General features: G+C 65.0%; 24 protein-coding genes. 20 read left to right on the forward strand and 4 right to left on the reverse strand.

All coding sequences use genetic code 11. The features are described from left to right. Positions 1-99: 99 nt before the first annotated feature. On the reverse strand, positions 100-597 hold the full coding sequence (locus OIT41_RS07245) for a MarR family winged helix-turn-helix transcriptional regulator (protein WP_264637673.1): 498 nt from the start codon (positions 595-597) through the stop codon (positions 100-102). Between the two features lie 41 nt (positions 598-638). Here OIT41_RS07245 and OIT41_RS07250 point away from each other — a divergent pair, with 41 nt between their 5' ends. The 7 genes from OIT41_RS07250 to dapF all read left to right on the forward strand — a co-directional run bounded on the left by OIT41_RS07250 (position 639) and on the right by dapF (position 7,781). Further along, a complete protein-coding gene (locus tag OIT41_RS07250; protein ID WP_241708817.1) occupies positions 639-878 on the forward strand; it encodes a DUF3046 domain-containing protein in 240 nt (79 codons plus the stop codon). A 241-nt stretch (positions 879-1,119) separates the two neighbouring features. Continuing rightward, complete coding sequence (recA, locus tag OIT41_RS07255) at positions 1,120-2,169, forward strand: recombinase RecA (protein ID WP_078105671.1); 1,050 nt, start codon at positions 1,120-1,122, stop codon at positions 2,167-2,169. A gap of 109 nt (positions 2,170-2,278) precedes the next feature. Then, entirely contained in the window at positions 2,279-2,839 is a 561-nt protein-coding gene (locus OIT41_RS07260; RefSeq protein ID WP_372489656.1) for a regulatory protein RecX, read from the forward strand. A 128-nt stretch (positions 2,840-2,967) separates the two neighbouring features. Next, positions 2,968-4,230, forward strand: coding sequence for a lytic transglycosylase domain-containing protein (locus OIT41_RS07265; protein WP_241708818.1), 1,263 nt, complete (start codon positions 2,968-2,970; stop codon positions 4,228-4,230). Positions 4,231-4,378: 148 nt separating this feature from the next. Continuing rightward, positions 4,379-5,833 carry a tRNA (N6-isopentenyl adenosine(37)-C2)-methylthiotransferase MiaB gene (gene miaB / locus OIT41_RS07270; RefSeq protein WP_264637940.1) on the forward strand — a complete coding sequence of 485 codons (1,455 nt, stop codon included), beginning with the start codon at positions 4,379-4,381 and terminating at the stop codon, positions 5,831-5,833. 6 nt (positions 5,834-5,839) lie between these two features. Further along, positions 5,840-6,781: a tRNA (adenosine(37)-N6)-dimethylallyltransferase MiaA gene (gene miaA, locus OIT41_RS07275; protein ID WP_264637674.1), complete on the forward strand. Its 942-nt coding sequence runs from the start codon at positions 5,840-5,842 to the stop codon at positions 6,779-6,781. A gap of 31 nt (positions 6,782-6,812) precedes the next feature. Further along, complete coding sequence (gene dapF, locus OIT41_RS07280; RefSeq protein WP_241708823.1) at positions 6,813-7,781, forward strand: diaminopimelate epimerase; 969 nt, start codon at positions 6,813-6,815, stop codon at positions 7,779-7,781. Here dapF and OIT41_RS07285 read toward each other — a convergent pair. Further along, positions 7,762-8,376, reverse strand: coding sequence for a class I SAM-dependent methyltransferase (locus OIT41_RS07285; RefSeq protein WP_241708824.1), 615 nt, complete (start codon positions 8,374-8,376; stop codon positions 7,762-7,764). The genes dapF and OIT41_RS07285 overlap by 20 nt on opposite strands. A gap of 387 nt (positions 8,377-8,763) precedes the next feature. On the opposite strand from OIT41_RS07285, the gene hflX reads away from it, so the two are divergent. Both hflX and OIT41_RS07295 read left to right on the forward strand, forming a co-directional pair. Next, entirely contained in the window at positions 8,764-10,326 is a 1,563-nt protein-coding gene (gene hflX / locus OIT41_RS07290) for a GTPase HflX (protein WP_241708825.1), read from the forward strand. Continuing rightward, entirely contained in the window at positions 10,319-12,382 is a 2,064-nt protein-coding gene (locus tag OIT41_RS07295) for an ATP-dependent DNA helicase (protein ID WP_241708826.1), read from the forward strand. Before hflX ends, OIT41_RS07295 begins: the two co-directional genes overlap by 8 nt. Positions 12,383-12,404: 22 nt before the next feature. Here the strand turns inward: OIT41_RS07295 and lexA are convergent, their stop codons facing one another. Then, complete coding sequence (gene lexA, locus OIT41_RS07300; protein ID WP_078105743.1) at positions 12,405-13,154, reverse strand: transcriptional repressor LexA; 750 nt, start codon at positions 13,152-13,154, stop codon at positions 12,405-12,407. Positions 13,155-13,512: 358 nt separating this feature from the next. On the opposite strand from lexA, the gene OIT41_RS07305 reads away from it, so the two are divergent. The 8 genes from OIT41_RS07305 (at position 13,513) to OIT41_RS07340 (ending at position 19,753) form a co-directional block, all read left to right on the forward strand. Continuing rightward, a complete protein-coding gene (locus OIT41_RS07305; protein WP_264637675.1) occupies positions 13,513-13,872 on the forward strand; it encodes a LysM peptidoglycan-binding domain-containing protein in 360 nt (119 codons plus the stop codon). A 91-nt stretch (positions 13,873-13,963) separates the two neighbouring features. Continuing rightward, a complete protein-coding gene (locus OIT41_RS07310) occupies positions 13,964-15,082 on the forward strand; it encodes a histidinol-phosphate transaminase (protein ID WP_264637676.1) in 1,119 nt (372 codons plus the stop codon). Between the two features lie 43 nt (positions 15,083-15,125). Then, complete coding sequence (gene hisB / locus OIT41_RS07315; RefSeq protein ID WP_078105662.1) at positions 15,126-15,752, forward strand: imidazoleglycerol-phosphate dehydratase HisB; 627 nt, start codon at positions 15,126-15,128, stop codon at positions 15,750-15,752. Next, the gene (hisH, locus tag OIT41_RS07320) at positions 15,749-16,504 is read left to right on the forward strand and encodes an imidazole glycerol phosphate synthase subunit HisH (protein ID WP_078105661.1); all 756 of its coding nucleotides are present in this window, start codon (positions 15,749-15,751) and stop codon (positions 16,502-16,504) included. The genes hisB and hisH overlap by 4 nt, the downstream gene beginning before the upstream one ends. A gap of 1 nt (position 16,505) precedes the next feature. After that, positions 16,506-16,664: a hypothetical protein gene (locus tag OIT41_RS07325; RefSeq protein ID WP_264637677.1), complete on the forward strand. Its 159-nt coding sequence runs from the start codon at positions 16,506-16,508 to the stop codon at positions 16,662-16,664. A gap of 47 nt (positions 16,665-16,711) precedes the next feature. Then, positions 16,712-17,458 (forward strand): bifunctional 1-(5-phosphoribosyl)-5-((5-phosphoribosylamino)methylideneamino)imidazole-4-carboxamide isomerase/phosphoribosylanthranilate isomerase PriA, encoded by a 747-nt coding sequence (gene priA, locus OIT41_RS07330; RefSeq protein WP_241708830.1) that lies wholly within the window; start codon positions 16,712-16,714, stop codon positions 17,456-17,458. Further along, positions 17,458-18,360: an SseB family protein gene (locus OIT41_RS07335; protein ID WP_264637678.1), complete on the forward strand. Its 903-nt coding sequence runs from the start codon at positions 17,458-17,460 to the stop codon at positions 18,358-18,360. The genes priA and OIT41_RS07335 overlap by 1 nt, the downstream gene beginning before the upstream one ends. A gap of 58 nt (positions 18,361-18,418) precedes the next feature. Beyond that, the gene (locus tag OIT41_RS07340) at positions 18,419-19,753 is read left to right on the forward strand and encodes an MFS transporter (protein WP_264637679.1); all 1,335 of its coding nucleotides are present in this window, start codon (positions 18,419-18,421) and stop codon (positions 19,751-19,753) included. A gap of 83 nt (positions 19,754-19,836) precedes the next feature. On the opposite strand, the gene OIT41_RS07345 is transcribed toward OIT41_RS07340, so the two are convergent. Then, positions 19,837-20,223 carry a DUF1844 domain-containing protein gene (locus OIT41_RS07345; protein WP_078105657.1) on the reverse strand — a complete coding sequence of 129 codons (387 nt, stop codon included), beginning with the start codon at positions 20,221-20,223 and terminating at the stop codon, positions 19,837-19,839. Positions 20,224-20,599: 376 nt separating this feature from the next. Here OIT41_RS07345 and infC point away from each other — a divergent pair, with 376 nt between their 5' ends. The 3 genes from infC (at position 20,600) to rplT (ending at position 22,585) form a co-directional block, all read left to right on the forward strand. Beyond that, complete coding sequence (gene infC, locus OIT41_RS07350; protein ID WP_264637680.1) at positions 20,600-21,625, forward strand: translation initiation factor IF-3; 1,026 nt, start codon at positions 20,600-20,602, stop codon at positions 21,623-21,625. A 117-nt stretch (positions 21,626-21,742) separates the two neighbouring features. After that, positions 21,743-21,937, forward strand: coding sequence for a 50S ribosomal protein L35 (gene rpmI / locus OIT41_RS07355; RefSeq protein WP_059387794.1), 195 nt, complete (start codon positions 21,743-21,745; stop codon positions 21,935-21,937). Between the two features lie 117 nt (positions 21,938-22,054). Continuing rightward, the gene (rplT, locus tag OIT41_RS07360; protein ID WP_078105655.1) at positions 22,055-22,585 is read left to right on the forward strand and encodes a 50S ribosomal protein L20; all 531 of its coding nucleotides are present in this window, start codon (positions 22,055-22,057) and stop codon (positions 22,583-22,585) included. Positions 22,586-22,612 lie beyond the last annotated feature (27 nt).

A 22,612-nucleotide genomic window follows, 5' to 3' on the forward strand; every position in this document is an offset into this window, starting at 1 on the left:
CAGCGCCGGCAAATACTTGAAGTAGAGAAGGAGGACCTCCGTTGGAGGTCCTCCTTCTCTGGTCAATCCGGCTTCGTTGGTCCCTGCGGCTTGGTGCGGTCAGTCCTTGCCGATTCCTTCGCCGTACGCAGCATTGAGCCGTTCAATGTAGTCCGCCAGAGTCTGGATTTCTTCCAGCGGCCACTCGCCCAGCCGTTCCCGGAAGACCTGCCGGCGCGCGTCCTGCACCTGATGCATCTTTTCTTCGCCCTTGGGGGTGAGCCGGATCGACTGTGCGCGGCCGTCCTGGGGGTCGGCCTCTTTGTAGACCATGCCGATGCTCTCAAGGAACGCGATCTGGCGGCTTACCGACGGCTTTCCGACGCCGATGCATGAGGCGAGCTCCGTCAGGCGAATGGGGCCCTCTTTCCGAATGATCGTCAGCAGTCCGTAAGCGGCTGGCTCCATGTCGGGATGGACCTGGCGTGATAACTGGTGGGAAAGCGATCGTGCGCGGCGCCAGAACATGCTCAGCTGGTGTTCCACCTGCTGGAGGGCGGCGTCGACGTTGTCGCCGGACTCCACCATCTCTGGTGCGTCGTCGGGAGTGTTGCTCATGACAACCATTCTAGAGTCCGCTCCCATGAGAGACTCTATTGGTGCGGATCAGTGACTTCTGGCGGCTAATGGACGATGAATTCGGGGCTGGCTACTCCCGGGTCCTCAGCAGCTCCCTTGTATTGGCCGGCGTCGGCGGCCGTACGGCAGACGACGCCTTGGCAGCGGGCTACAGCCCCCGCGACGTCTGGCTTGCCCTGTGCGACGTCCAGGACGTTCCCCCGGAGCGACGGCTCGGCAGGGACGTCAAGCCCGCCGACAAAAGTTCCCGGACGTTCTGAGTTCCGCTTCCTGACCGGACACGCCCGCACATTTGTTCGAATATCTGTTCGGATGAGGCTATGCTCCTATCAGAGGAAAATTGGTCCTGGCGGAGCGGTTTCCGTGTCATTCGAAGCCCGTAGTTGTCCACATAGACGAAGTCGCACGCAAAATTGTCAGCGGCTCGTACTAGCGTCGGATGGGACAGGAAAGCGGCCGTTCAGGCCAGTCCACAGCGAGAAAGCATCAGAGGTGTGAACCATGGCGGCAAACCAGGATCGTGAGAAGGCGCTCGAGGCAGCGCTTGCCCAGATCGACAAGCAATTCGGCAAGGGCTCCATCATGCGCTTGGGCGACGATATCCGTGCGCCCATCGAAGTCATTCCCACCGGTTCCATCGCCCTGGACGTCGCCCTCGGGATTGGCGGCCTGCCGCGCGGGCGCATCGTGGAGATCTACGGCCCGGAATCCTCGGGTAAGACCACCGTCGCGCTTCACGCCGTAGCCAATGCCCAGCGCCAGGGCGGCATCGCTGCCTTCATCGACGCCGAGCACGCCCTCGATCCCGAGTACGCGGCAAAGCTGGGTGTCGACACCGACGCGCTGCTGGTTTCGCAGCCGGACACAGGCGAGCAGGCGTTGGAAATCATGGACATGCTGATCGGCTCCGGCTCCTTGGATATCGTCGTGATTGACTCCGTGGCTGCGTTGGTTCCCCGTGCTGAAATCGAAGGCGAAATGGGTGACTCCCACGTCGGCCTCCAGGCCCGCCTCATGAGCCAGGCCCTGCGCAAGATCACCGGCCGGCTGAGCCAGACCAAGACCACCGCCATCTTCATCAACCAGCTCCGTGAGAAGATCGGCGTTTTCTTCGGTTCGCCTGAGACCACCACCGGTGGTAAAGCACTGAAGTTCTACGCTTCCATCCGCATTGACGTGCGCCGCATCCAGACGTTGAAGGAAGGTGCGGACTCGGTAGGCAACCGCACCAAGGCCAAGATCGTCAAGAACAAGATGGCGCCGCCGTTCAAGATCGCCGAATTCGACATCATCTACGGCCAGGGCATTTCCCGTGAGGGCGGCATCATCGATATGGGCGTCGAGCACGGCATCATCAAGAAGTCCGGTTCATGGTTCACCTACGACGGTGACCAGCTGGGGCAGGGCATGGAGAACTCCCGCCGCTTCCTGCGTGACAACCCGGAGCTGGCAGCGGACCTTGAGCGGCTGATCAAGGAAAAGCTTGGCGTCGGAGTAGTCAAGCCTGCCGAAGCCGACAAATCGCCGAAGCTGAAGGCCGTTGACGGCTAAGCGCGGCGGCCACTCCCGGTCCTCGGGTTCTTTTGGTTCTTCGGGTTCCAAGCCGACGTCGGAATCCGGACGGGGCGCCCGGTCCTGGGGTCCCTCTGCGGATTCGTCCGTGGCCGCGGACCCTGAGGCCAATCCGGAATCAGTGGCGCGGGCCATTGTGCTCCGACAACTGACCAACTCGCCCAAGAGCAGGCTTCAGCTGGCACGCAAGCTGGCTGAGCGGAACGTGCCGGAAGATGTGGCCGAAGCCGTCTTGGACCGCTTCGAGGAAGTCCGGCTCATCGACGACGCCGAGTTCGCGGAGATGTGGGTCCGAAGCCGCTCCCAGTCGAGGAAACTCGCCCGGGGTGCCTTGAGACGCGAATTGGCGGACAAAGGCATCGACGCTGAAACGGCGGAGAAGGCCCTCGCGCAAGTGAGCGATGACGACGAAACAAACGCTGCAAGGGACTTGGTCGCCCGCCGTTTGCGGGCCGGCGCCGACCTCTCCGACAGGACCGAACGAGACAAGCAGACCCGGCGGCTCGCGTCGATGCTTGCCCGCAAGGGCTACCAGCCATCGGCGGCATTCCGGATTGTCGGCGAAGTCCTGGACGAAACCTTGGCGGGCGAGTCGGAGTCCCGCAAGGCCGGCGCATACGGCGGTCCTGGAGGAGACGACATCGGCTAGACGGGGCGGCCGGGAAACTGAGAGCTGCCTGTGAGTATTGTCCCGTGCGGCGGGGTTGGTCGGGTTCTTGGTGGTGGTCGGCTAAGGTTCTGGACTAGTGTTCCGAGTCGGAAAGCAGGTCAGATCCAATGAATCCGTTGTCGTTACGGCTTTCGGCAATCATTGTGCCCTTGCTTGTCGCGTCGCTTCTCCAAGCCGGCCCGGCTTCGGCGGACGACGATGCCCCGCCGTCGGGCTATCCCAGTTGGGCAGAAGTGCAACAGGCCCAAGGAAATGAAGCAGCCGCAAGCGCCGAAGTGGACCGGATCAACCAGTTGTTGGCCGGCCTTCAGCAGAAGTCAGGCGAGCTTGGCGCAGCCGCCATCAAAGCGGGAACCGAGTACGCGAAGGCCCATGACGCCCTGCAGCGCCAGCAAGCTGTGACCCAGAAACTGGCTGAGGCATCGCAGCAGGCCAAGGCAAAAGCGGATTCGCTGAAGAAGGCCACGTCGTCCCTGGTCGTCAAGGCATACGAGTCCGGCGGGTTCGATCCCGGGCCCTGGTCCGTCGCGAATGCCGCCATCGCGCCTGACAACATTCAAAGTTATGCCTTGCTGAACAGGGTTCTCGATCGCACGTCGAAGCTGCACGATGACGCCCTCAGCGCGTCCCGGGCGTCAGCCGCCGCAACCGCCCAGGAACAAGCTGCGCGCGATGTCCTGGCCCAACTGGACAGTGACGCTGCGGCAAAGGCCCAAGCCGCAGAGTCTGCCAGGCGCGCGGCCGAGGACAGCGTCGCCGCCACGGACGGCCAGCGGAAGACCATGGTCGCCCAGCTCGCGTCCTTGACTTCTACCTCGGCCGCAGTGGCACAGAAGTACCAGGAAGGCCAAGTAGCGCTTGCCGCCTATCAGGCGGCCCAGGAAGCCAAGCGGGAGGCGGCGCAGCGCCAAGCGGAAGCCGACGCCCAGGCAGCGGCCAACCAGCGGGCGCAGCAGGCAGCTGCAGCCGCCAGCAACCAGCAAGCCGCACCGCCGCCCGTCAGCAGCGGAGGAGGCGGCGGCTTCGGTGGTGGCGGAGGTGGTGGCGGGGGAAGCGTCGTCGACGACCCCGCAGGTGCGCGGCAATATGCGTCGTCCCGCCTCGGCGCCTTCGGCTGGGGGCAGGACCAAATGCAGTGTCTGTCACTGCTGTGGAACCAGGAATCAAGCTGGATGACGGATGCCACGAATCCCAGCAGCGGGGCCTACGGTGTTGCGCAGGCGCTCCCGCCGGACAAGTACTATTCCGCGGGCAGCGACTGGCTCAGCAACTACCGGACCCAGATCGATTGGGGCCTTGGCTATATCCGTGACCGTTACGGTTCCCCTTGCAACGCCTGGCAGCATGAGATGGGCTTCAACTGGTACTAGTCAGAGGGGCTACCCTAGATTGGTGAGTTCCCCTTCCGCAGCACCAGCACCAGCCACCCTTCAGCAGCCCACACCGGCCCCGGTCAGCGATACGGCACCAGACCATGGGGCGAAGCGCACCTACCAGGTCCGCACCTTCGGTTGCCAAATGAACGTCCATGACTCCGAGCGCATGGCAGGGCTCCTGGAGGACGCAGGATACGTGCCGTTCGATGGCGGCGTCGCCGACGTCGTGGTCTTCAATACCTGCGCCGTGCGTGAGAACGCCGACAACAAGCTGTACGGCAACCTCGGGGAACTCAAGCAAGTCAAGGCAGCCCATCCGGGAATGCAGATCGCCGTGGGCGGATGCCTGGCGCAAAAGGACCGCGAAACCATCGTGCGCAAGGCGCCATGGGTGGATGCGGTGTTCGGCACCCACAACGTGGGGGCGCTGCCCGCGCTGCTGGACCGGGCCCGCCACAACAATGAGGCGCAGCTCGAAATCCTGGAATCGCTGGACGTGTTCCCGTCCACCCTGCCGACCAAGCGCGACTCCGTGTACTCGGGCTGGGTTTCCATCTCCGTCGGTTGCAACAACACCTGCACCTTCTGCATCGTGCCGTCGCTCCGCGGCAAGGAGAAGGACCGCCGTCCCGGAGAGATCCTCGCCGAAATCCAGGCGCTGGTGGACGATGGCGCCGTCGAAGTCACCCTGCTCGGCCAGAACGTGAATTCCTACGGCGTGGAGTTCGGGGACCGCCTGGCGTTCTCCAAGCTGCTCCGCGCCTGCGGTGACATCCCCGGTCTCGAGCGTGTCCGCTTCACCAGCCCGCACCCGGCTGCATTCACCGACGACGTCATCGACGCGATGGCCGAGACGGCCAATGTCATGCCGCAGTTGCACATGCCCCTCCAGTCCGGCTCGGACAAGGTACTCAAGGACATGCGCCGCTCGTACCGTTCCACGAAGTTCCTGGGCATCCTGGACAAAGTCCGCGACAGGATTCCCCACGCCGCGATCACCACCGATATCATCGTGGGTTTCCCCGGCGAGACGGAAGAGGACTTCCAAGCAACGCTCGACGTCGTCGAGAAGTCGCGCTTCGCCTCGGCGTTCACCTTCCAGTACTCCAAGCGCCCGGGCACCCCGGCAGCGGACCTTCCGGAACAGCTGCCCAAAGCGGTCGTCCAGGAACGCTACGAGCGGCTGACCGCCCTCCAGGACCGCATCGCGGCCGAGGAGAACGCGAAACAGCTTGGACGCCGGGTTGAACTGCTTGTCACCGCCCAGTCCGGCCGCAAGGCAGAAGAAACGCATCGCCTGTCCGGTCGTTCCCAGGACCAGCGTTTGGTCCACTTCTCCGTGCCCGAAGGCGCAGAGGCCCCGCGGCCCGGCGACTTCGTCACCGTGACGATCACCGAGGCCGCTGCCTTCCACCTCGTCTCCGATCCGGCGACGACGGCGGACTACAGCCTGCGGCGCTCCCGGGCCGGTGACGCGTGGGACCGCTCCCAGGCCGATTCCTGCGGCGCTCCGGCACCGAGTGGCGCAGGCGCCGCGTCCGGCGGCCTCAAAGCCGTCTCCCTCGGTATGCCGTCGCTCCCCGTACGACGCGGCTAGCCCGGCATGGCAGCAGTACCGGCCGGATCAGCTGATCCGCATCCGCCCGTGATCGCCGTCGTCGGCCCCACTGGTTCCGGCAAATCCGATCTCGCCGTCAACCTCGCCCTCGCGATGGACGGCGAGGTCATCAACGCCGATGCCATGCAGTTCTACCGTGGCATGGACATCGGCACGGCCAAGATCAGCGTCGCCGAACGCAGGGGAGTGACCCACCACCTCCTGGACACCATGGATGTCACCGAAGAAGCCAGCGTCTCGGCTTTCCAAACCGACTGCCGGGCCGCCATCCGTGATATCCAAAGCCGCGGCAAGCGGGCCATCCTGGTGGGCGGCTCCGGCCTCTACGTCCGGGCGGCGTTGGATGTCCTGGAATTTCCCGGGACGGACCCTGGTGTACGGCAACGGCTGGAGCTGGAGCACGAAACCTCCGGTCTTGCAGGCCTCCAGGAACGGCTGCAACTTGTCGACCCAGTTTCCGCGGGACGGCTCGGCGACGCGCGCCGGATCATCCGCGCGCTGGAAGTCTTCGAGCTCACCGGGCGCCCGTTCAGCTCCTTCATGCCGCAGCGCGAGTACTTCCAGCCGGCCGTGCAGATAGGGCTCGACGTCGACCGGCCAGTGCTGCGCGAGCGTTTGGCCGAGCGCGTGCTGAGGATGGTGGACGCTGGACTCCTTGAAGAGGTCGCGCGGCTCGACGCCGCCGGACTGCGACAAGGCAAGACGGCATCGCGGGCGCTCGGATACGCCCAGTTCCTGAAGGTCCTCGACGGCGAATCCGATACGGCGGCAGCGGCCGAAGAAACCAACGTGGCCACCCGGCAATTCGCCCGGCGCCAGCTCACCTGGTTCCGGGCCGACCCCCGGATCCACTGGCTTGGCTGGCAGGATCCGGATTTGGAGGCCAAAGCGACAGAAATCTGCGCAAGCCACGTGTCAGTGATTTAGGCGGGCCCCCTCGGGCAGGTAGCCTTGAGCCATGGATGAAACCCTTGCATTTTCCGCCCCGCAGCCTGCCGCTGCCGGCGGTTCGGTACCCGCCTCCGGACTTCACGGACTGGCCTTCTCCAAGGGACACGGTACGGGCAACGACTTCGTCCTCGTCGCAGACCCCGATGACGCGCACCAGATCTCACCGGAGCAAGTCGCGGCGCTCTGTGACCGCCACCTGGGCATCGGAGGGGACGGGCTCATCCGGGCTGTCCCTTCACGGTACCTGCCCGAAGGCCTCCAGCTCCTCGAAGCGGACTCCGATGCCGAGTGGTTCATGGACTACCGCAATGGAGACGGTTCGCTGTCCGAAATGTGCGGCAACGGCGTCCGGGTGTTCGTCGAATTCCTCATCGAGCAGGGCCTTGTCACGCTCAACGCCGGTGAATCCCTGACCATCGGGACGCGCGGCGGCATCAAGAAGATTGTCCGGACCACTGAGGGCTATGCGGTGGACATGGGCCCGTGGGAATTCATTTTCCCCAAGGACGCCACGAGCAAGGCCATGGACTCCCTCGTCAGCGCCGACGGACTGGAAGTCGCCCGGCCCGCCCTTTCCATCAGCATGGGCAACCCGCACACCGTGGTGGCATTGGCCGAACTCTCGGAGCTCAAATCCACGCAGCTCTTCAAGGCGCCTGTCGTGGATCCCAAGCCGGCCAACGGCACCAATGTCGAATTCGTGGTTCCCGCGGAGCCCCTCGTTCACGAAGGAGTCGGCAACATCACCATGCGGGTCCACGAACGCGGCGTGGGTGAGACCCAATCGTGCGGCACCGGCGCCTGCGCGGCCGCCGTCGCCATCCGCCACTGGGCAGGGGAAGGCGCCCCGGACACGTGGCGCGTCAAGGTGCCGGGCGGCGTCGTCGGGGTGCGGTTCTTCCCGGGCGAAAGCGGCCGTGAACATGTGGAGCTGAGCGGGCCCGCCGTGATTGTCGCTAGCGGGACGCTTTCCTGATCCGCAGGACGCGGAAGGATTTCGAGGTGCTTTCCCGGGATACCGAGAAGGAACCGTCGAGCGTATCGGCCAGCCAGCGCTGAAGCGAGTCCGCCCCGAGGTTTTTCTGCACCACAAGCCAGGCGGTTCCACCCGGCGCGAGCCGTGGCAGCCACGTGAGCAGCAGCTCGTGGAGTCCATCCTTGCCGATGCGGATGGGCGGGTTGGACCAGATGGTGTCGAACATCACGTCAGGGTCGACGTCGTCGGGCAGGCTCGCGGTGACATTCCCAAGTTCCAGCAGGGCGGCGTTCTCGTTCGTCAAGGTGACGCAGCGCTCGTTGACATCAACGGCGTAGACGCGCGCATGCGGCGCCATGAGCCCCATCGTCAGGGCAATGGGACCCCAGCCGCAGCCGATGTCCAGCAGATTTCCCTGCGGGGCGGGCGCCGGAACCTCGGAGAGCAGGATCGCAGTTCCCTTGTCGATCCCGTCGGGGCTGAAAATGCCGCCCGATGTCTGGAGCCGGCGGGTCGCGCCGGCCAGTTCCACCGTGAGGGGCTTGCGGGTGAACGGCCCCGCGGGCTGTGCGCTGAAATAGTGAGCAGACTCCATAGCTTGCCAGATTAGTGGCCAGCAGCGGGCAAGGGAAACCGCGCGTCGCCCCGGGCCGGCCCAACCCGTGCTTGACGCGGTCTGATAGTCTGGTGCGCATGTTCCTGATCTTTGAGTAGCCGGCACCGCCCGCGACGCAGGCCTGCACCATGTGCGGCGCCATTCCGCCTTGGCATGTCCATTCCAGACGCTGTTCTTGACGCCTGGATACTCAGCAGATCGGCCCCCTTCCGCCCTTGGGAACTGTGCACGCACTCCGCGCAGCCCCTCCGGAGGGATACCCGGACCATCGGCAGGGGCTTGCCAGGCATCAGCCCTGCGCGAATTCCGCGCCATAAGAGACGAATCGGCACTATTCTGGAAATGCCGAACCCCCTAAAGGAGACCATGACCACGCAGAAGAACACCGGACCCGATTCCGACGCCCAGGACATGAGTCCTGAAGAAATCCAGGCTGTCATCGACCGGATTCTCTCCAAGGACGCACCCGCCATGGTGCAGGACCGCGACGAACCCCGGGGCGTGTTTGGCAAGGCCCAGGCGATTTCCCGCCTGGACGATGAACACAGCATCTACGACGGCGACCAAGAGGACCTGGCCGAGCGCCGGGCCTTGCGCCGCACCGCGGGCCTGTCCACGGAACTGGAAGATGTCACCGAGGTCGAATACCGGCAGCTGCGCCTTGAGCGAGTCGTGCTGGCAGGCCTCTGGACCGAAGGCACCCTGGCCGACGCCGAGAATTCGCTCAGGGAACTTGCCGCTTTGGCCGAAACGGCCGGCTCGGAAGTCTTGGACGGCATCGTCCAGCGCCGCATGAAGCCGGACCCCGGCACGTTCCTTGGCTCAGGCAAAGCCTTGGAGCTCAAGGACATCGTGATGTCCACCGGCGCGGACACCGTAGTGGTCGACGCCGAACTGGCACCGTCCCAGCGGCGCGGCCTTGAGGACATCGTCAAGGTCAAGGTTGTGGACCGCACCACGTTGATCCTCGACATCTTCGCGCAGCATGCCAAGAGCCGCGAGGGCAAGGCCCAGGTGGAGCTGGCGCAGCTGGAATACCTGTTGCCGCGCCTGCGTGGTTGGGGCGATTCCATGTCCCGCCAGGCCGGTGGCCAGGTGGGCGGCGCCGGCGCCGGCATGGGTTCGCGTGGTCCTGGTGAAACCAAGATTGAGCTGGACCGCCGTCGAATCCGCACACGCATGGCCAAGCTTCGCCGTGAAATCGCGGCGATGAAGCCCTCGCGCGAGACCAAGCGGGCTAACCGCCGTCGTAACGCCGTTCCTTCGGTCGCCATCGCCGGTTACACGAACGCCGGAAAGTCGTCGCTGCTCAATCGCCTGACGGACGCCGGTGTCCTCGTGGAGAACGCGTTGTTCGCCACCTTGGATCCCACGGTCCGCAAAGCCCAGACACCTGACGGGATCGGCTACACGCTCTCGGACACCGTCGGCTTTGTGCGTTCGTTGCCCACCCAGCTCGTGGAGGCTTTCCGTTCCACGCTGGAAGAGGTGGCCGACGCCGATCTGATCCTCCACGTGGTGGACGTTTCGCATCCCGATCCGGAAGGCCAGATCGCCGCCGTCCGCACGGTGTTCAGCGAAGTGGATGCCCGGAAGATCCCGGAAATCATTGTCCTGAACAAGGCGGACGCCGCGGATCCGTTCGTCATTGAGCGGCTCAAGCAGAAAGAGCCACGCCACGTCGTCGTGTCCACGCGCACAGGGCAGGGCATTGCGGAGCTCCTTGGAGCCATCAGCGAGGCCATTCCGCGCCCCGGAGTGCGCCTTGAGGTCCTGATTCCGTACAACCGCGGCGAGCTCATCAACAAGCTGCACAACACCGACGCCGAAATCCTCAGCCTCGAGCATGAGGAGGAAGGCACCCGCGTGGTGGCCATGGTCCATGAGAACCTCGCCGCCGAGTTGGAGTCGTTCGTCCGCAATGGTTGATCCAGAGGCGGGGGAGCGCGGCGAAACCGTGGGGGAGCGGATCGCCCTCGAACTCCTGGACAAAGCCGTGGCCGGCATGGGCGGGCAAAACCGCACGGGCCAGCACCAGATGGCCAGGCAGGTGGCGCGGGCGATCGAGACCGGCGAACATCTCCTGGTCCAGGCGGGCACGGGCACGGGCAAGTCCCTCGCGTACCTGATTCCGCTCATTGCGCACGCGATGGAAAGCAACAAGCCCACGCTGGTGTCCACGGCTACCCTTGCCCTGCAGACGCAGATCGTGGGCCGGGACCTGCCCCGCCTCCTGGAAACCATCAATCCGGAGCTGGAACGTCCGGTCAGCATCGCCCTGGTCAAGGGCCGGGCCAACTATGTGTGCCGGCACAAGCTGGAGGGCGGTTTCCCGAGCGAGGAGCCCGCCGAGGGGCAGTTGTTCTCCCTCGGTGAGGACACCAGCGTCCCGCATCTCGCCGCAGCGATCGGCGGCCCGGCCTCGCAGCTCGGCAAGGAAGTCCTGCGGCTGCGCGAGTGGGCCGGGAAGACCACCACAGGGGACCGCGACGAACTCATGCCGGGTGTGACAGACCGGGCCTGGCGCCAAGTATCGGTCACGTCGATGGAATGCCTCGGCGCGCAGAAGTGTCCGATGGCGGAGGAGTGCTTCAGCGAGCTGTCCCGCCACCGTGCCGCGGAGTCCGACGTCGTGGTCACCAACCATGCGATGCTCGCCGTCAGCGCCTTCGAAGGCCTGGCCGTGCTGCCCGAGTACGACGTCGTAGTGGTTGACGAGGCCCACGAGCTCCAGGACCGGGTGACGGGAGCCGTGTCCGGACAGCTGTCGGTGGCGATGATCCATGCCGCGGCCTCGAGCGCCCGCAAACATACAGCCATCACCGTGGACGCGCTGAACGCCGCAGCCGACCGCCTGGAACTCGCGATCATCGGTGCGCCGTCCGGCCTCCTGCCCAACGGACTCAATGATGAACAGCTGGATTGCGTGGACCAGCTCCGGGAAGCGTGCCGTGCGGCGCTTTCCGATTCGAAGGGGGATTCGTCCAACGCGGTCGACGGCGGACGCCAGCTCGCGCGCTCACGGCTCATGCTGATCCTTGAGTTGTGCGAACGGCTGCTCTCCGCCCGGGAAAACCGGGAAGTCGTGTGGTTGTCCCGGAACAGCACCTTCGATCCGCAGCAGGGCTACACGGCACCCGACGAGGATTCGCCGGCGCTCATCAACATCGCACCGCTCAGCGTTGCCGGACGCCTCCGGGAAGGTCTCTTCGCAGGCCACACCGTGGTCTTGACCTCTGCCACCTTGGCCATTGGCTCTGCCTTCGAGGCCACCGCCGGCGGGCTTGGCCTGACTGGCCAAGGCGCCCCGAGCTGGACCGGCGTGGATGTCGGCTCGCCGTTCGACTATCCGAAGCAAGGCATGCTGTACGTCGCCAAGCACCTGCCCAAGCCTGGGCGCGGCACTTCGCCCGAGGCGCTCGACGAACTTGAAGAGCTCATCAAAGCCTCCCACGGCGGAGCCTTGTGCCTCTTTTCGTCCCGCCGTGCGGCGGAGGACGCCGCGGACGCGATGCGGTCGCGCCTGGACGTGGACATCCTGTGCCAAGGCGAATCGACCATGGCCGCGTTGGTCAGGCAGTTTGCCGAGGAAGAGGACACGTGCCTGTTCGGCACCATGTCCCTCTGGCAGGGCGTCGACGTTCCTGGCGGTTCCTGCCGGCTGGTCGTCATCGACCGGATCCCGTTCCCTCGTCCGGACGATCCCTTGATGACGGCACGATCCCGCGCGGTCGCGCAGGCCGGGGGCAACGGTTTCATGGCAGTGTCCGCGACGCACGCGGCCATCCGGCTGGCCCAGGGAGCAGGCCGCCTCATCCGCTCAACGGGGGACAAGGGCGTGGTGGCAGTACTGGATTCACGGCTTTCGACGGAACGCTACGGCAACTTCCTCCGGGCAGCTTTGCCGCCCTTCTGGCCCACGACGGACCGTTCAGTGGTGCGCGGTGCGCTCGAGCGGCTTTACGCCGAGTCGGCCAAGGCTTAAAGCGGGCGCGTCCGGGCGCGTCCTAGAGTGAGCGCAGGACCGAGACGACCTTGCCCATGATGGTGGCATGGTCACCCAGGATAGGCTCGTACTGCGTGTTCTGGGGGAGCAGCCATGTGTGGCCGTCGCGCTGACGGAAGGTCTTGACGGTGGCTTCGTCGTCCAGGAGCGCGGCCACGATGTCGCCGTTGAGTGCGTCGTTCTGCCGCCGTACCACCACCCAGTCGCCATCGCAGATAGCGGCGTCGATCATGGAATCACCGGCGACCTTCAGCATGAAGAGCTCGCCATGGCCAACCAGCTGGCGGGGCAGCGGGAGGACATCTTCAACGGTCTGGTCGGCCAGGATGGGTCCACCGGCAGCAATGCGCCCCACGAGGGGAACCATGGCCGTGTCGCTGGCACTCGCGAGCTCTGTGACGGCCAGGCCGCCCGCGCTCCGGAGTTTCGCCGGAGCCTCGACGCCGGGAATGACCGAGCCGCCGTCCAAGGTCAATGGCATGAGGACTTCCATCGCCCGCGGACGCTTGGGATCGCGGCGGAGATAGCCGAGCTTCTCAAGCTGTGACAACTGGTGCGTGACACTGGACAGGCTGGCCAAGCCAACCGTGTCCCCGATTTCGCGCATCGACGGCGGATAGCCATGATCGTTCACTGAACGCTGGATGGTCTCCAGGATTTTCTTCTGGCGGACGGTCAGGCTCTTGGGGGCCTTCTGTGGCTGCTGGCTCCGCGATGAGGCCGACCCGCTGCCAGTGGCTTTCGCTGCCATGTTCGCCAACGCCCTTCCGTTCCGCCCGTCCGCCGCTGAGGCGCTTCCCGGGACTGTCGGCCTGAAATGTCAGACCCTCCTGTTGCACTGATTCAGTGCTCGTTCCTTCACTCAAACGTAGGGCAGGCACAGGCGTTTATCAAACATTTGTTCTAGCGAGTCTCGACATCGTTCGTTGATAAGTGCTAAAAATGTCATAGCAAGGTTCGAATATGTGTTCTATAAAAGTGCTGCGGGATCCGGGTGTTCGTTCGAAGACATGGACGAACAATCGCCTCGCAAGCACTGACTGAAGGCAAGAATTGGCAGCCGCACCCAGAGATTCCGGAATGCGGCATTGTTCAGAAGGGCTCAGCTCATGTCCGCAATCACCATCACCCACACCCCAGGCCGCAGTGCGGCGCCGGGCAGGCTTCACCTGACACGCCGGGGCCGTATGGTCTTCTTCGGCCTCCCGGCAATGCTCGTGGTTGCAGCGCTGCTCAGTCTGGCGGGATTCCTGAATTCACCGGCCAAGGCTGCTGACTCCGTCGCCGAGCTACAGCCCACGTCCAGCACGAGTGTCACGGTTCAAATGGGCGAATCGTTGTGGGGGATTGCAGGGAAGGCGGCGCCTTCCCGGGATCCTCGCGATGTCGTAGCCGAGATTATCCAGCTGAACAACCTGCAGGACGGACGCATCGTACCGGGCCAGCAACTGTTCATTCCTGCCACCTGAGGGCACTTTCGTCCAGGGTGGCAGCGCGCCTGAACGGGCGCAGGGCCGTCACAGTTTCAGGGCATCCGCCGTGGCACCTTAAACTGTCATGGTGAGTGAGCAGCTTGAGCGACTTGACCGACTTCCCCTCCGGACCAACCTCCGCGGCCTGAGCCCGTATGGCGCGCCGCAGCTTGATGTCCCGATTTTGCTCAACGTCAACGAGAATACGCATGGCGTTCCGGCCGATGTCCAGGCGGCCATCACCGAAGCGGTGGCGGCAGCCGCGACCGGACTGAACCGCTATCCGGACCGTGAGTTCACTGAACTGCGCGAGGCCTTGGCGGAATACCTTGGCCACGACCTCGCTGCCGGGAATATCTGGGCGGCCAACGGCTCCAATGAAGTGCTGCAGCAGATCCTCCAGGTTTTCGGTGGCCCCGGACGGTCCGCGCTCGGGTTCCCTCCCACGTACTCCATGTACCCCCTGCTGGCCAGCGGCACCGACACCGCATACATTGCGGGTGTTCGCGGCGATGACTACGGACTCGATGCAGCCTCGGCCGCCGCGCAGGTGCGCGAACTCAAACCGAACGTCGTGTTCCTTTGCTCGCCGAACAACCCCACCGGCACCGGACTTGGCCTGGATGTTGTCGAAGCCGTGTACGAGGCAGGCGAAGCAAGCCAGACAGTCGTGATCGTGGACGAGGCCTACCACGAGTTCGCCCACGATAATACGCCAAGCGCGCTGACGCTCCTCCCTGGCCGGGAGCGCCTGATCGTCTCCAGGACCATGAGCAAGGCCTTCGCCCTCGCCGGTGCACGCATCGGCTATATGGCCGCTGCCCCCGAGGTCGCCGACGCGATCCGGCTGGTCCGCCTTCCGTATCACCTCTCCGCCATCACCCAGGCGACTGCGCTGGCCGCACTCCGGCACCGCGAAGCCCTCATGGCCGACGTCGAAGACATCAAGATCCAGCGCGATCGCATTGTCAGCGAGTTGACCCGGATGGGCTTCACCCCGGCCGCCTCCGATTCGAACTATGTTTTCTTCGGCGGAATCGAAAACCCCCATGCCCTGTGGCAAGGCCTGCTGGAGCGTGGAGTCCTGATCCGCGACGTCGGCATACCGGGCCACCTCCGGGTGACGGCAGGCACGGAGCCGGAGACCACGGCCTTCCTTGAGGCGCTCGAAGCCTTGCTGGACGGCCAGGCTCCCTCACCGGCCTAGACTTGGACAAGCCCCACCACACCTTCCTCCTAAGGACATATCAATGAGCGAAAACGGCGCCAGCACGGCGGCCGCCCGGACTGCACGCATGGAACGCACCACCAGTGAGTCCTCCGTCCTGGTTGAAATCAACCTCGACGGCACGGGAGTCTCGGACATCAGTACCTCAGTGCCGTTCTATGACCACATGCTGACTGCGCTCTCCAAGCATTCGCTCATCGACATGACCGTCAAGGCGACGGGAGACACCCACATCGACGCCCACCACACGGTGGAGGACGTTGCGATCACCTTCGGCGAGGTCCTGCGCACCGCGTTGGGCAACAAAGCCGGTATCCGTCGCTTCGGCGAGGCCACGGTTCCGTTGGATGAAGCGCTGGCCCACGCCGTCGTCGACGTCTCCGGACGCCCTTACCTGGTCCACGGCGGTGAGCCCGCCGGCCAGGAATACCACCTGATCGGCGGACACTTCACCGGTTCGCTGACCCGCCACGTCTTTGAGGCCATAACCCTGCACGCCGGCATCTGCCTCCACATGAATGTCCTGGCCGGCCGGGATCCGCACCACATCGTCGAGGCCCAGTTCAAGGCATTCGCCCGTGCACTCCGTTCCGCCGTCGAGTCCGATCCCCGGGTCGAAGGCATTCCGTCCACCAAGGGTGCCCTGTGAGTACGCACATCCTCAAGGATGGCGCCGTGGTGGATCCGAAAGCCGCCAGCCGCATCGTCTCGCCTGAGGGCAAGCCGACCGTAACGGTCCTTGACTACGGCTCGGGCAATGTCCGCTCGGCAGTCCGCGCCCTTGAGCGTGCCGGTGCGGCAGTCACACTGAGCGCCAAGCCTGAAGACGTCCTGAACGCTGACGGGCTCCTGGTCCCCGGCGTCGGCGCCTTCGAAACAGTGATGCGCGAACTCAAGGCAGTCGACGCCATCCGTATGATCGGCCGGCGTGTTGCCGGGGGCAGGCCCGTCCTCGGTATCTGCGTCGGGCTCCAGGTGCTGTTCGAAGCCGGTGTCGAGCACGGAACCGAAGCCGAAGGCATGGGCGAGTGGCCGGGCAAGGTGGAGCTCCTGCCGGCGCCCGTTGTCCCGCACATGGGCTGGAACACGGTGGACGTGCCGGAAGGCTCGAAGCTGTTCGCCGGCGTCGAGCACGAACGGTTCTATTTCGTGCACTCGTACGGCGTGCAGAAGTGGGAATTCGACGTCGTCCAGCCGCGCATGGCCCCGCCGAAGGTAACCTGGTCCGAACACGGCGCCCCCTTCATCGCCGCCGTGGAAAACGGACCGTTGTGCGCCACGCAATTCCACCCCGAGAAGTCGGGCGACGCCGGAGCCCGGCTCCTGCGCAACTGGGTTGAGGGCCTGCGTCCACAGGCTAAGTCCCAACCGCACGCGAGCGAAGCCGAAGGAACTGCCTGATATGTGGTCCGTTATTCTCATGGGCACGGCCGGGCTGCTGGTCGGCGGCGGTATCTCCTTCCACCAGCAGAAACGCCCCGCCTGGGTTTCCTTTTCGTTCTACGTACTCGCCGGCCTTGCACTGCTGGCTGCCTATCTCTTCACCCTGGCCCCTAAATGACCCGGCCGGGCAACTGACGCCCGTCCCCACAAACACCGAGGACTTCAATGACCACCGCCTCCGAACTGCCAGTTCTGGAACTCCTGCCCGCCGTCGACATCGTGGACGGCCAGGCCGTCCGTCTCCTTCAGGGAGAAGCCGGTTCCGAGACAAGCTACGGCACCCCGTTGGAAGCAGCGCTGAACTGGCAGAACGCCGGAGCCGAGTGGGTGCACATGGTGGACCTCGACGCCGCCTTCGGCCGCGGCAACAACGCCGGTCTCATCACCGAGGTTGTTTCCCAGCTGAACGTCAAGGTGGAGTTGTCCGGCGGACTGCGCGACGATGAATCCCTTGAGCGCGCACTCGAGCTCGGCGTCGCCCGCGTGAACCTGGGAACCGCCGCGTTGGAGGACCCCGAGTGGACACGCCGGGCCATCGGCCGCTTCGGTGACAAGATCGCCGTCGGGCTCGACGTCCGCGGCACAACCCTCGCAGGCCGGGGCTGGACCAAGGAAGGCGGGGATCTCTGGGAAGTGCTCGCCCGCCTTGAGGACGCCGGCTGCGCCCGCTACGTGGTCACCGACGTGACGAAAGACGGGACCCTGCAGGGTCCCAACGTCGAGCTGCTGCGCCAGATGGTGGAAAAGACCGGCAAACCTGTCATTGCGTCCGGCGGAATCTCGAGCCTGGAGGACCTGCGGGTGCTCCGCGAACTCGTGCCGCTCGGGGTCGAAGGAGCGATCGTCGGCAAGGCGCTGTACGCCGGGGCCTTCACCCTTCCGGAAGCCTTGGACGTCGCCGGGCGCCGCTGATGTCCCACGATCCACAGTCCCCGGCCGCTGACAAGGATTCGACTCCCGCGCCCCGGCAGTTGCCCGGGCACATCGCCGCGGCCCTCGCAGGTGCCGGGGGAGCAGTCGATTCCGCCGGCCAGCCCTGGGCGGGCCGGGATTTGAGCGGAGACGCCGCCAAGATCCACAACTTCGAAGACGACGACGGAACGGCCGACGCCGGGTACCTCGCCGCCGTCGCGGCCCTGCTCGCGGGTACCGGGAGCGAGGCCGGTGTGGTGGCTTCCCTGGCGACCGCCAGGGTCTTCGTTCCGGTCGTGGCCCAGCTTGCTGAGGAAGCGGAGGGCGTGGACGGCCTCCATGCCGACAAGCAGGCCGACATGGCGCTCGTGACACTGAAAGCGCCGGATGGCCGCACGGCCATGCCCGTGTTCACTTCGGCCGGCGCACTTGAGTCCTGGCACCCGCAGGCCCGTCCCGTCGCAGTCTACGCGGCCCGGGCAGCGCTGTCGGCTGTCTCGGAGGGAGCCCAGCTGCTCGTGCTCGACCCCGGTTCCGATGTGACCTTCGTTGTGAGACGGCCCGCCATGTGGTCGCTGGCGCAGCAACGTGACTGGACGCCGTCGTACCTTGATGATGAACTGGAGGCTGCTCTCAATTCCCTGGCAGGGGTGTACCCGGCCGTGCGGCGCCTGGAGGTGCGGCCGGGATCGGGAATGGCTTCGCGCACGGCTGACGGATCGGCCATGGCCGGCGGAGGACCCGGGCCCGAATTGCGCGTGGTGCTGTATCTCGAAGACGGCCTGGACCCCGCAGCGGTGCAGGACCTCGTCGCCGGGCTGAACGGGCGTTGGGCGCAGAATGAATTGTTCGCCGAGCGGGTTGACTCCATCGAAGTCAGCCTGCAGCGGGCGGCACAGTAGCCGGAGGCACAGGGGGAACGTCCTTGTCCTGCCCTCGGCAGAACAGGGGATGTAGCTCGTGAATTTCTCTCTCTACCGGGAGATGCTGTCCATCACGTCCGTGCGGCGTCTCCTCTTGGTGGGCATGGTGGCCCGCATACCGCACTCGGCAGCCGGGGTCCTGCTCACTTTGCACATCGTGCTCACCTTGGGCAAGGGATATGCCGCCGCCGGTGCTGCTGCCGCGGTCTTCACCATCGGCATCGCGATCGGCGCCCCGTGGCGGGGCCGGCGCGTGGACACCGTCGGGCTGCGCAAGGCGCTTATTCCTTCGGTGGTGTCGGAACTGGTGATTTGGTCCGTGGTGCCCCACGTCAGCTACGAATGGATCCTTCCGCTCGTCTTCGTCGGGGGCCTGCTGACGCTGCCGATCTTCAGCGTCATCCGGCAGTCCCTCGGTGTCCTGGTTGACGGTGAGCAACGGCGTTCCGCCTATGCCTTGGACTCCATAGGCACCGAAGTGGTCTTCATGATCGGCCCCGCGGTGGGCGCAGTTGTCGCTACCAGCGGCTTCACGGTCCTCGGCCTGACCATCGTCGGTGTGTGCACCTCAGCCGCCGGGCTGTTCTTGTTCTGGTTCAACCCGCCCACCCGCAGCGAAGTCGTCCTGGATGCCGGCCAGACGGCTGACCGGGATGCCGATGAGCTCCATGCGGCCGAAGCCGCCGTGGTGGCATCGGCGCCGGCCCATCTCCAGGAAGCCGCCTCCGAGATGGCTCCGACGGTTTTCCAGCCGTCCGGGCTGCGGGGAAGGATGGCCCGGAACTTCACGTGGTTCACAGCGGCGGTGGCCGCCGTGTTCGCCGTCGCCGCAGGATCAGGCATGGTGCTGAGCGGCACCGACGTCGGAATCGTCGCGGTGTTGCAGCGCGGCGGGCACGAGAGCCAGATCGGAATTGTCTTCTTCTTCTGGTGCGCCTCTTCCGTTGTCGGCGGGCTCATCTACGGCGCCATGCACCGGCCCGTTTCACCCATCCTCCTCCTGCTGGGCATGGCGGCACTGACCATTCCGATGGGCTTCGCCGGGGACACCTGGACCCTTGCATTGTTGTCGCTGCTCCCCGGCCTGCTCTGCGCGCCCGTGTTGTCCGCGGCATCGGAAAAGGTCGCCGACCTCGTGGACGAGGAACGGCGTGGAGAGGCAATGGGCTGGTATGGCTCGGCCCTTACGGCGGGGGTAGCCTTCGGTTCGCCGGTCGCGGGGCTCTTCATCGACGGAGTGGGGCCCTGGGCCGGCTTCGTCGCCATCGGGACGGCGGGAGTGATCCTGTGCCTGGCCGGGCTGTTCCTCCAGCTGCGTCGGCGCCGGAGCATGACCATCTCCCGCGCCGGCGCGGGAGATCCCGCCAGCTGAGTTTCGCCCAAGCGCGATAGTACGACGACGGCGGGCCGACCAAAGGGGCCGGCCCGCCGTCGCGGTCGAACAGGTAGTCCGGATCAGTTGACCGGGCCGGTGAACTTTTCGCCCGGGCCCTTGCCCGGCTCGTCCGGTATCAAGGACGCCTCGCGGAACGCAAGCTGCAGGGAGCGGAGGCCGTCGCGCAAGGGGCCGGCGTGCTGCGAACCGATTTCCGGTGCTGCGGCGGTGACGAGTCCGGCCAAGGCGGTGATCAGTTTGCGGGCCTCGTCCAGGTCCTTGAGCTCCTCGGCCTCGGGATCGTCGGCCAAGCCCACCTTGACGGCTGCTGCGCTCATGAGGTGAACGGCGCCGGTGGTGATGACCTCAACAGCCGGAACTTCCGAAATGTCGCGGATCTGCTGGCCTACTCCGGCATCGGTGCCGGTGGGCTCGTGGTCGAGGGAATTGCTGTCTGAAGTGCTCATGCTGGTAAGCTTGTCACAGACCGACTGGAAGTTGCCATTTCCATGGCATATGCAGCGCTCGGCCACCCATCGTTAATGTGCGGTTGGTTGCCGATTTCTGTAGAATTGATTTTCAGTTTGCAAGCGGAGTTCTCTCCCACCCGCGTCAGCCGTTTCCCTTCGGGGATGTAAGTTGCCGGGTACTTGGTCGGACACCGTTCAAGGTCAACCTTGGATGGTGCGAATGCCCCCATTGAGGGGCTTATCCGATCTTCGAGGCCTTCGATTGCGCCAGCAATTGGGGGCCTTCTCTATTTGCCGGTGGAATACTCATCACAACAACAGGAGCTTTGACATTAGCGAGCCAAGAATCAATGAGCGTATCCGCGTCCCCGAGGTGCGTTTGGTCGGCCCTGCCGGCGAACAGGTTGGAATCGTCCGTATTGAGGACGCCCTGCGTCTGGCTGCCGAGGCTGACCTGGATCTCGTTGAAGTTGCACCGCAGGCGAAGCCTCCGGTGTGCAAGCTGATGGACTTCGGCAAGTACAAGTACGAAGCCGCTGTCAAAGCCCGTGAGGCCCGCAAGAACCAGACAAACACGGTTCTGAAGGAAATCCGCTTCCGCCTGAAGATCGACACCCACGACTACGAGACCAAGCGCGGCCACGCGCTTCGCTTCCTGGGTGCCGGTGACAAGGTAAAGGCCATGATCCAGTTCCGCGGACGTGAGCAGCAGCGCCCTGAAATGGGCATCCGTCTGTTGCAGCGCTTCGCTGAGGATGTTGCCGAAGTCGGCGTGATTGAGTCAAGCCCGCGTATCGATGGCCGCAACATGGTCATGGTGATCGGTCCGCTGAAGAACAAGGCTGAGGCCAAGGCCGAGGCCCGCCGCGCGGCGCAGCGTGCAGAAGCCAAAGCCCAGAATGAAGCCAAGGCTGCAGGCCGGATTGACGTTTCAGGCGAGGATGCTCCCTTGACCCAGTCACTCGCGGACTTGCTCCCGGCGGAACTCTTGACCCAGGCCGAGGAAACCGCCCCGGAGACCGTTGAAGCTGAGGCTGCTGAAGTCGAAGAGGCCCCTGTGGTTGACGCGACTCCGGTTGTCGAAGAGGCCCCTGTGGCTGAAGCGGCTCCGGTTGTCGAAGAGGCCCCTGTGGTTGAAGCGGCTCCGGTTGTCGAAAAGGCTCCCGTAGTTGAGGCTGCCCCGGTTGCGGCGCCTGCGAAGGCACCGGCACCGGTCAAGGCTCCTCAGCCGGCAAAGGCTCCTGAGCAGGCCGCTCCGAAGCCCGTTGTGCCGGCTGCTCCCAAGCCTGCTGCTACACCAGTACCGAAACCGATGGCGAAGCCCGCGGTTCCGAAGCCTGCAGCTCGACCGGCAGCCCCCAAGGCCGCCCCGAAGCCAGCGGCGCGCAAGACCAACTAGTCACGCCGCAGGAGGCATCCCCTCCGCCCGGCACGAAAGCAGCAGCCGCCTCCTATGGGGTGGCTGCACGAAAGAACTGCAGACCCAGTCTGCGGACACGTAAGGAGATCGGTTCCCATGCCGAAGATGAAGACCCACAGTGGTGCTAAGAAGCGCTTCAAGCTGACCGGTACCGGCAAGCTGAAGCGTCAGCAGGCCAACCGCCGCCACTACCTGGAGCACAAGTCCTCCACCCTGACCCGTCGCCTTGCCGGCGACAAGATCGTCTTCAAGGGCGATGCCAAGGTCATCAAGAAGATGCTCGGCGTCTAAGTTCCAAGTTTTCTGGTTGCTGCCATCCGGTAGCTGCCGACTACACCAAAGCCTTCTCAGGCCGGCCGGGTTTCCGGCAGTAGCAGCTTGGGATAAGAATTTTGAAGGAGTACGCACGTGGCACGTGTGAAGCGGGCGGTAAACGCCCACAAGAAGCGTCGGGTTGTCCTTGAACGGGCCAAGGGTTACCGCGGTCAGCGGTCTCGCCTGTACCGCAAGGCTAAAGAGCAGCTGCTGCACTCGTTTGTGTACAGCTACGGCGACCGCCGCAAGAAGAAGGGCGACTTCCGTCGCCTCTGGATCCAGCGCATCAACGCTGCATCCCGCGCCAACGGCCTGACCTACAACCGCCTGATCCAGGGCCTGAAGGCCGCTGAGGTCGAGGTTGACCGCCGCATGCTGGCAGAGCTGGCCGTCTCCGACGCCAACGCTTTCGCCGCACTGGTCCAGGTTGCCAAGGATTCCTTGCCGGCCGACACCTCCGCTCCGGCCGCCAAGGCCGAGTCCGCTCCGAAGGCTGCCGCCAAGACTTCTGCGGCTACCAAGGCTGCTCCGGCAGTCAAGGCCTCCGTTTCCGACGAAGAGCCCGCTGCCAAGGCCCCCAAGGCCAAGGCTGCGAAGAAGCCGGCCGCTGAAGCTGCTGAGTAGCACGCGTAGCCTCAGTTCATGGGACAG

This window comes from Arthrobacter sp. YA7-1, from assembly GCF_025960325.1.
Taxonomy (GTDB): Bacteria; Actinomycetota; Actinomycetes; order Actinomycetales; family Micrococcaceae; genus Arthrobacter; species Arthrobacter bambusae_A.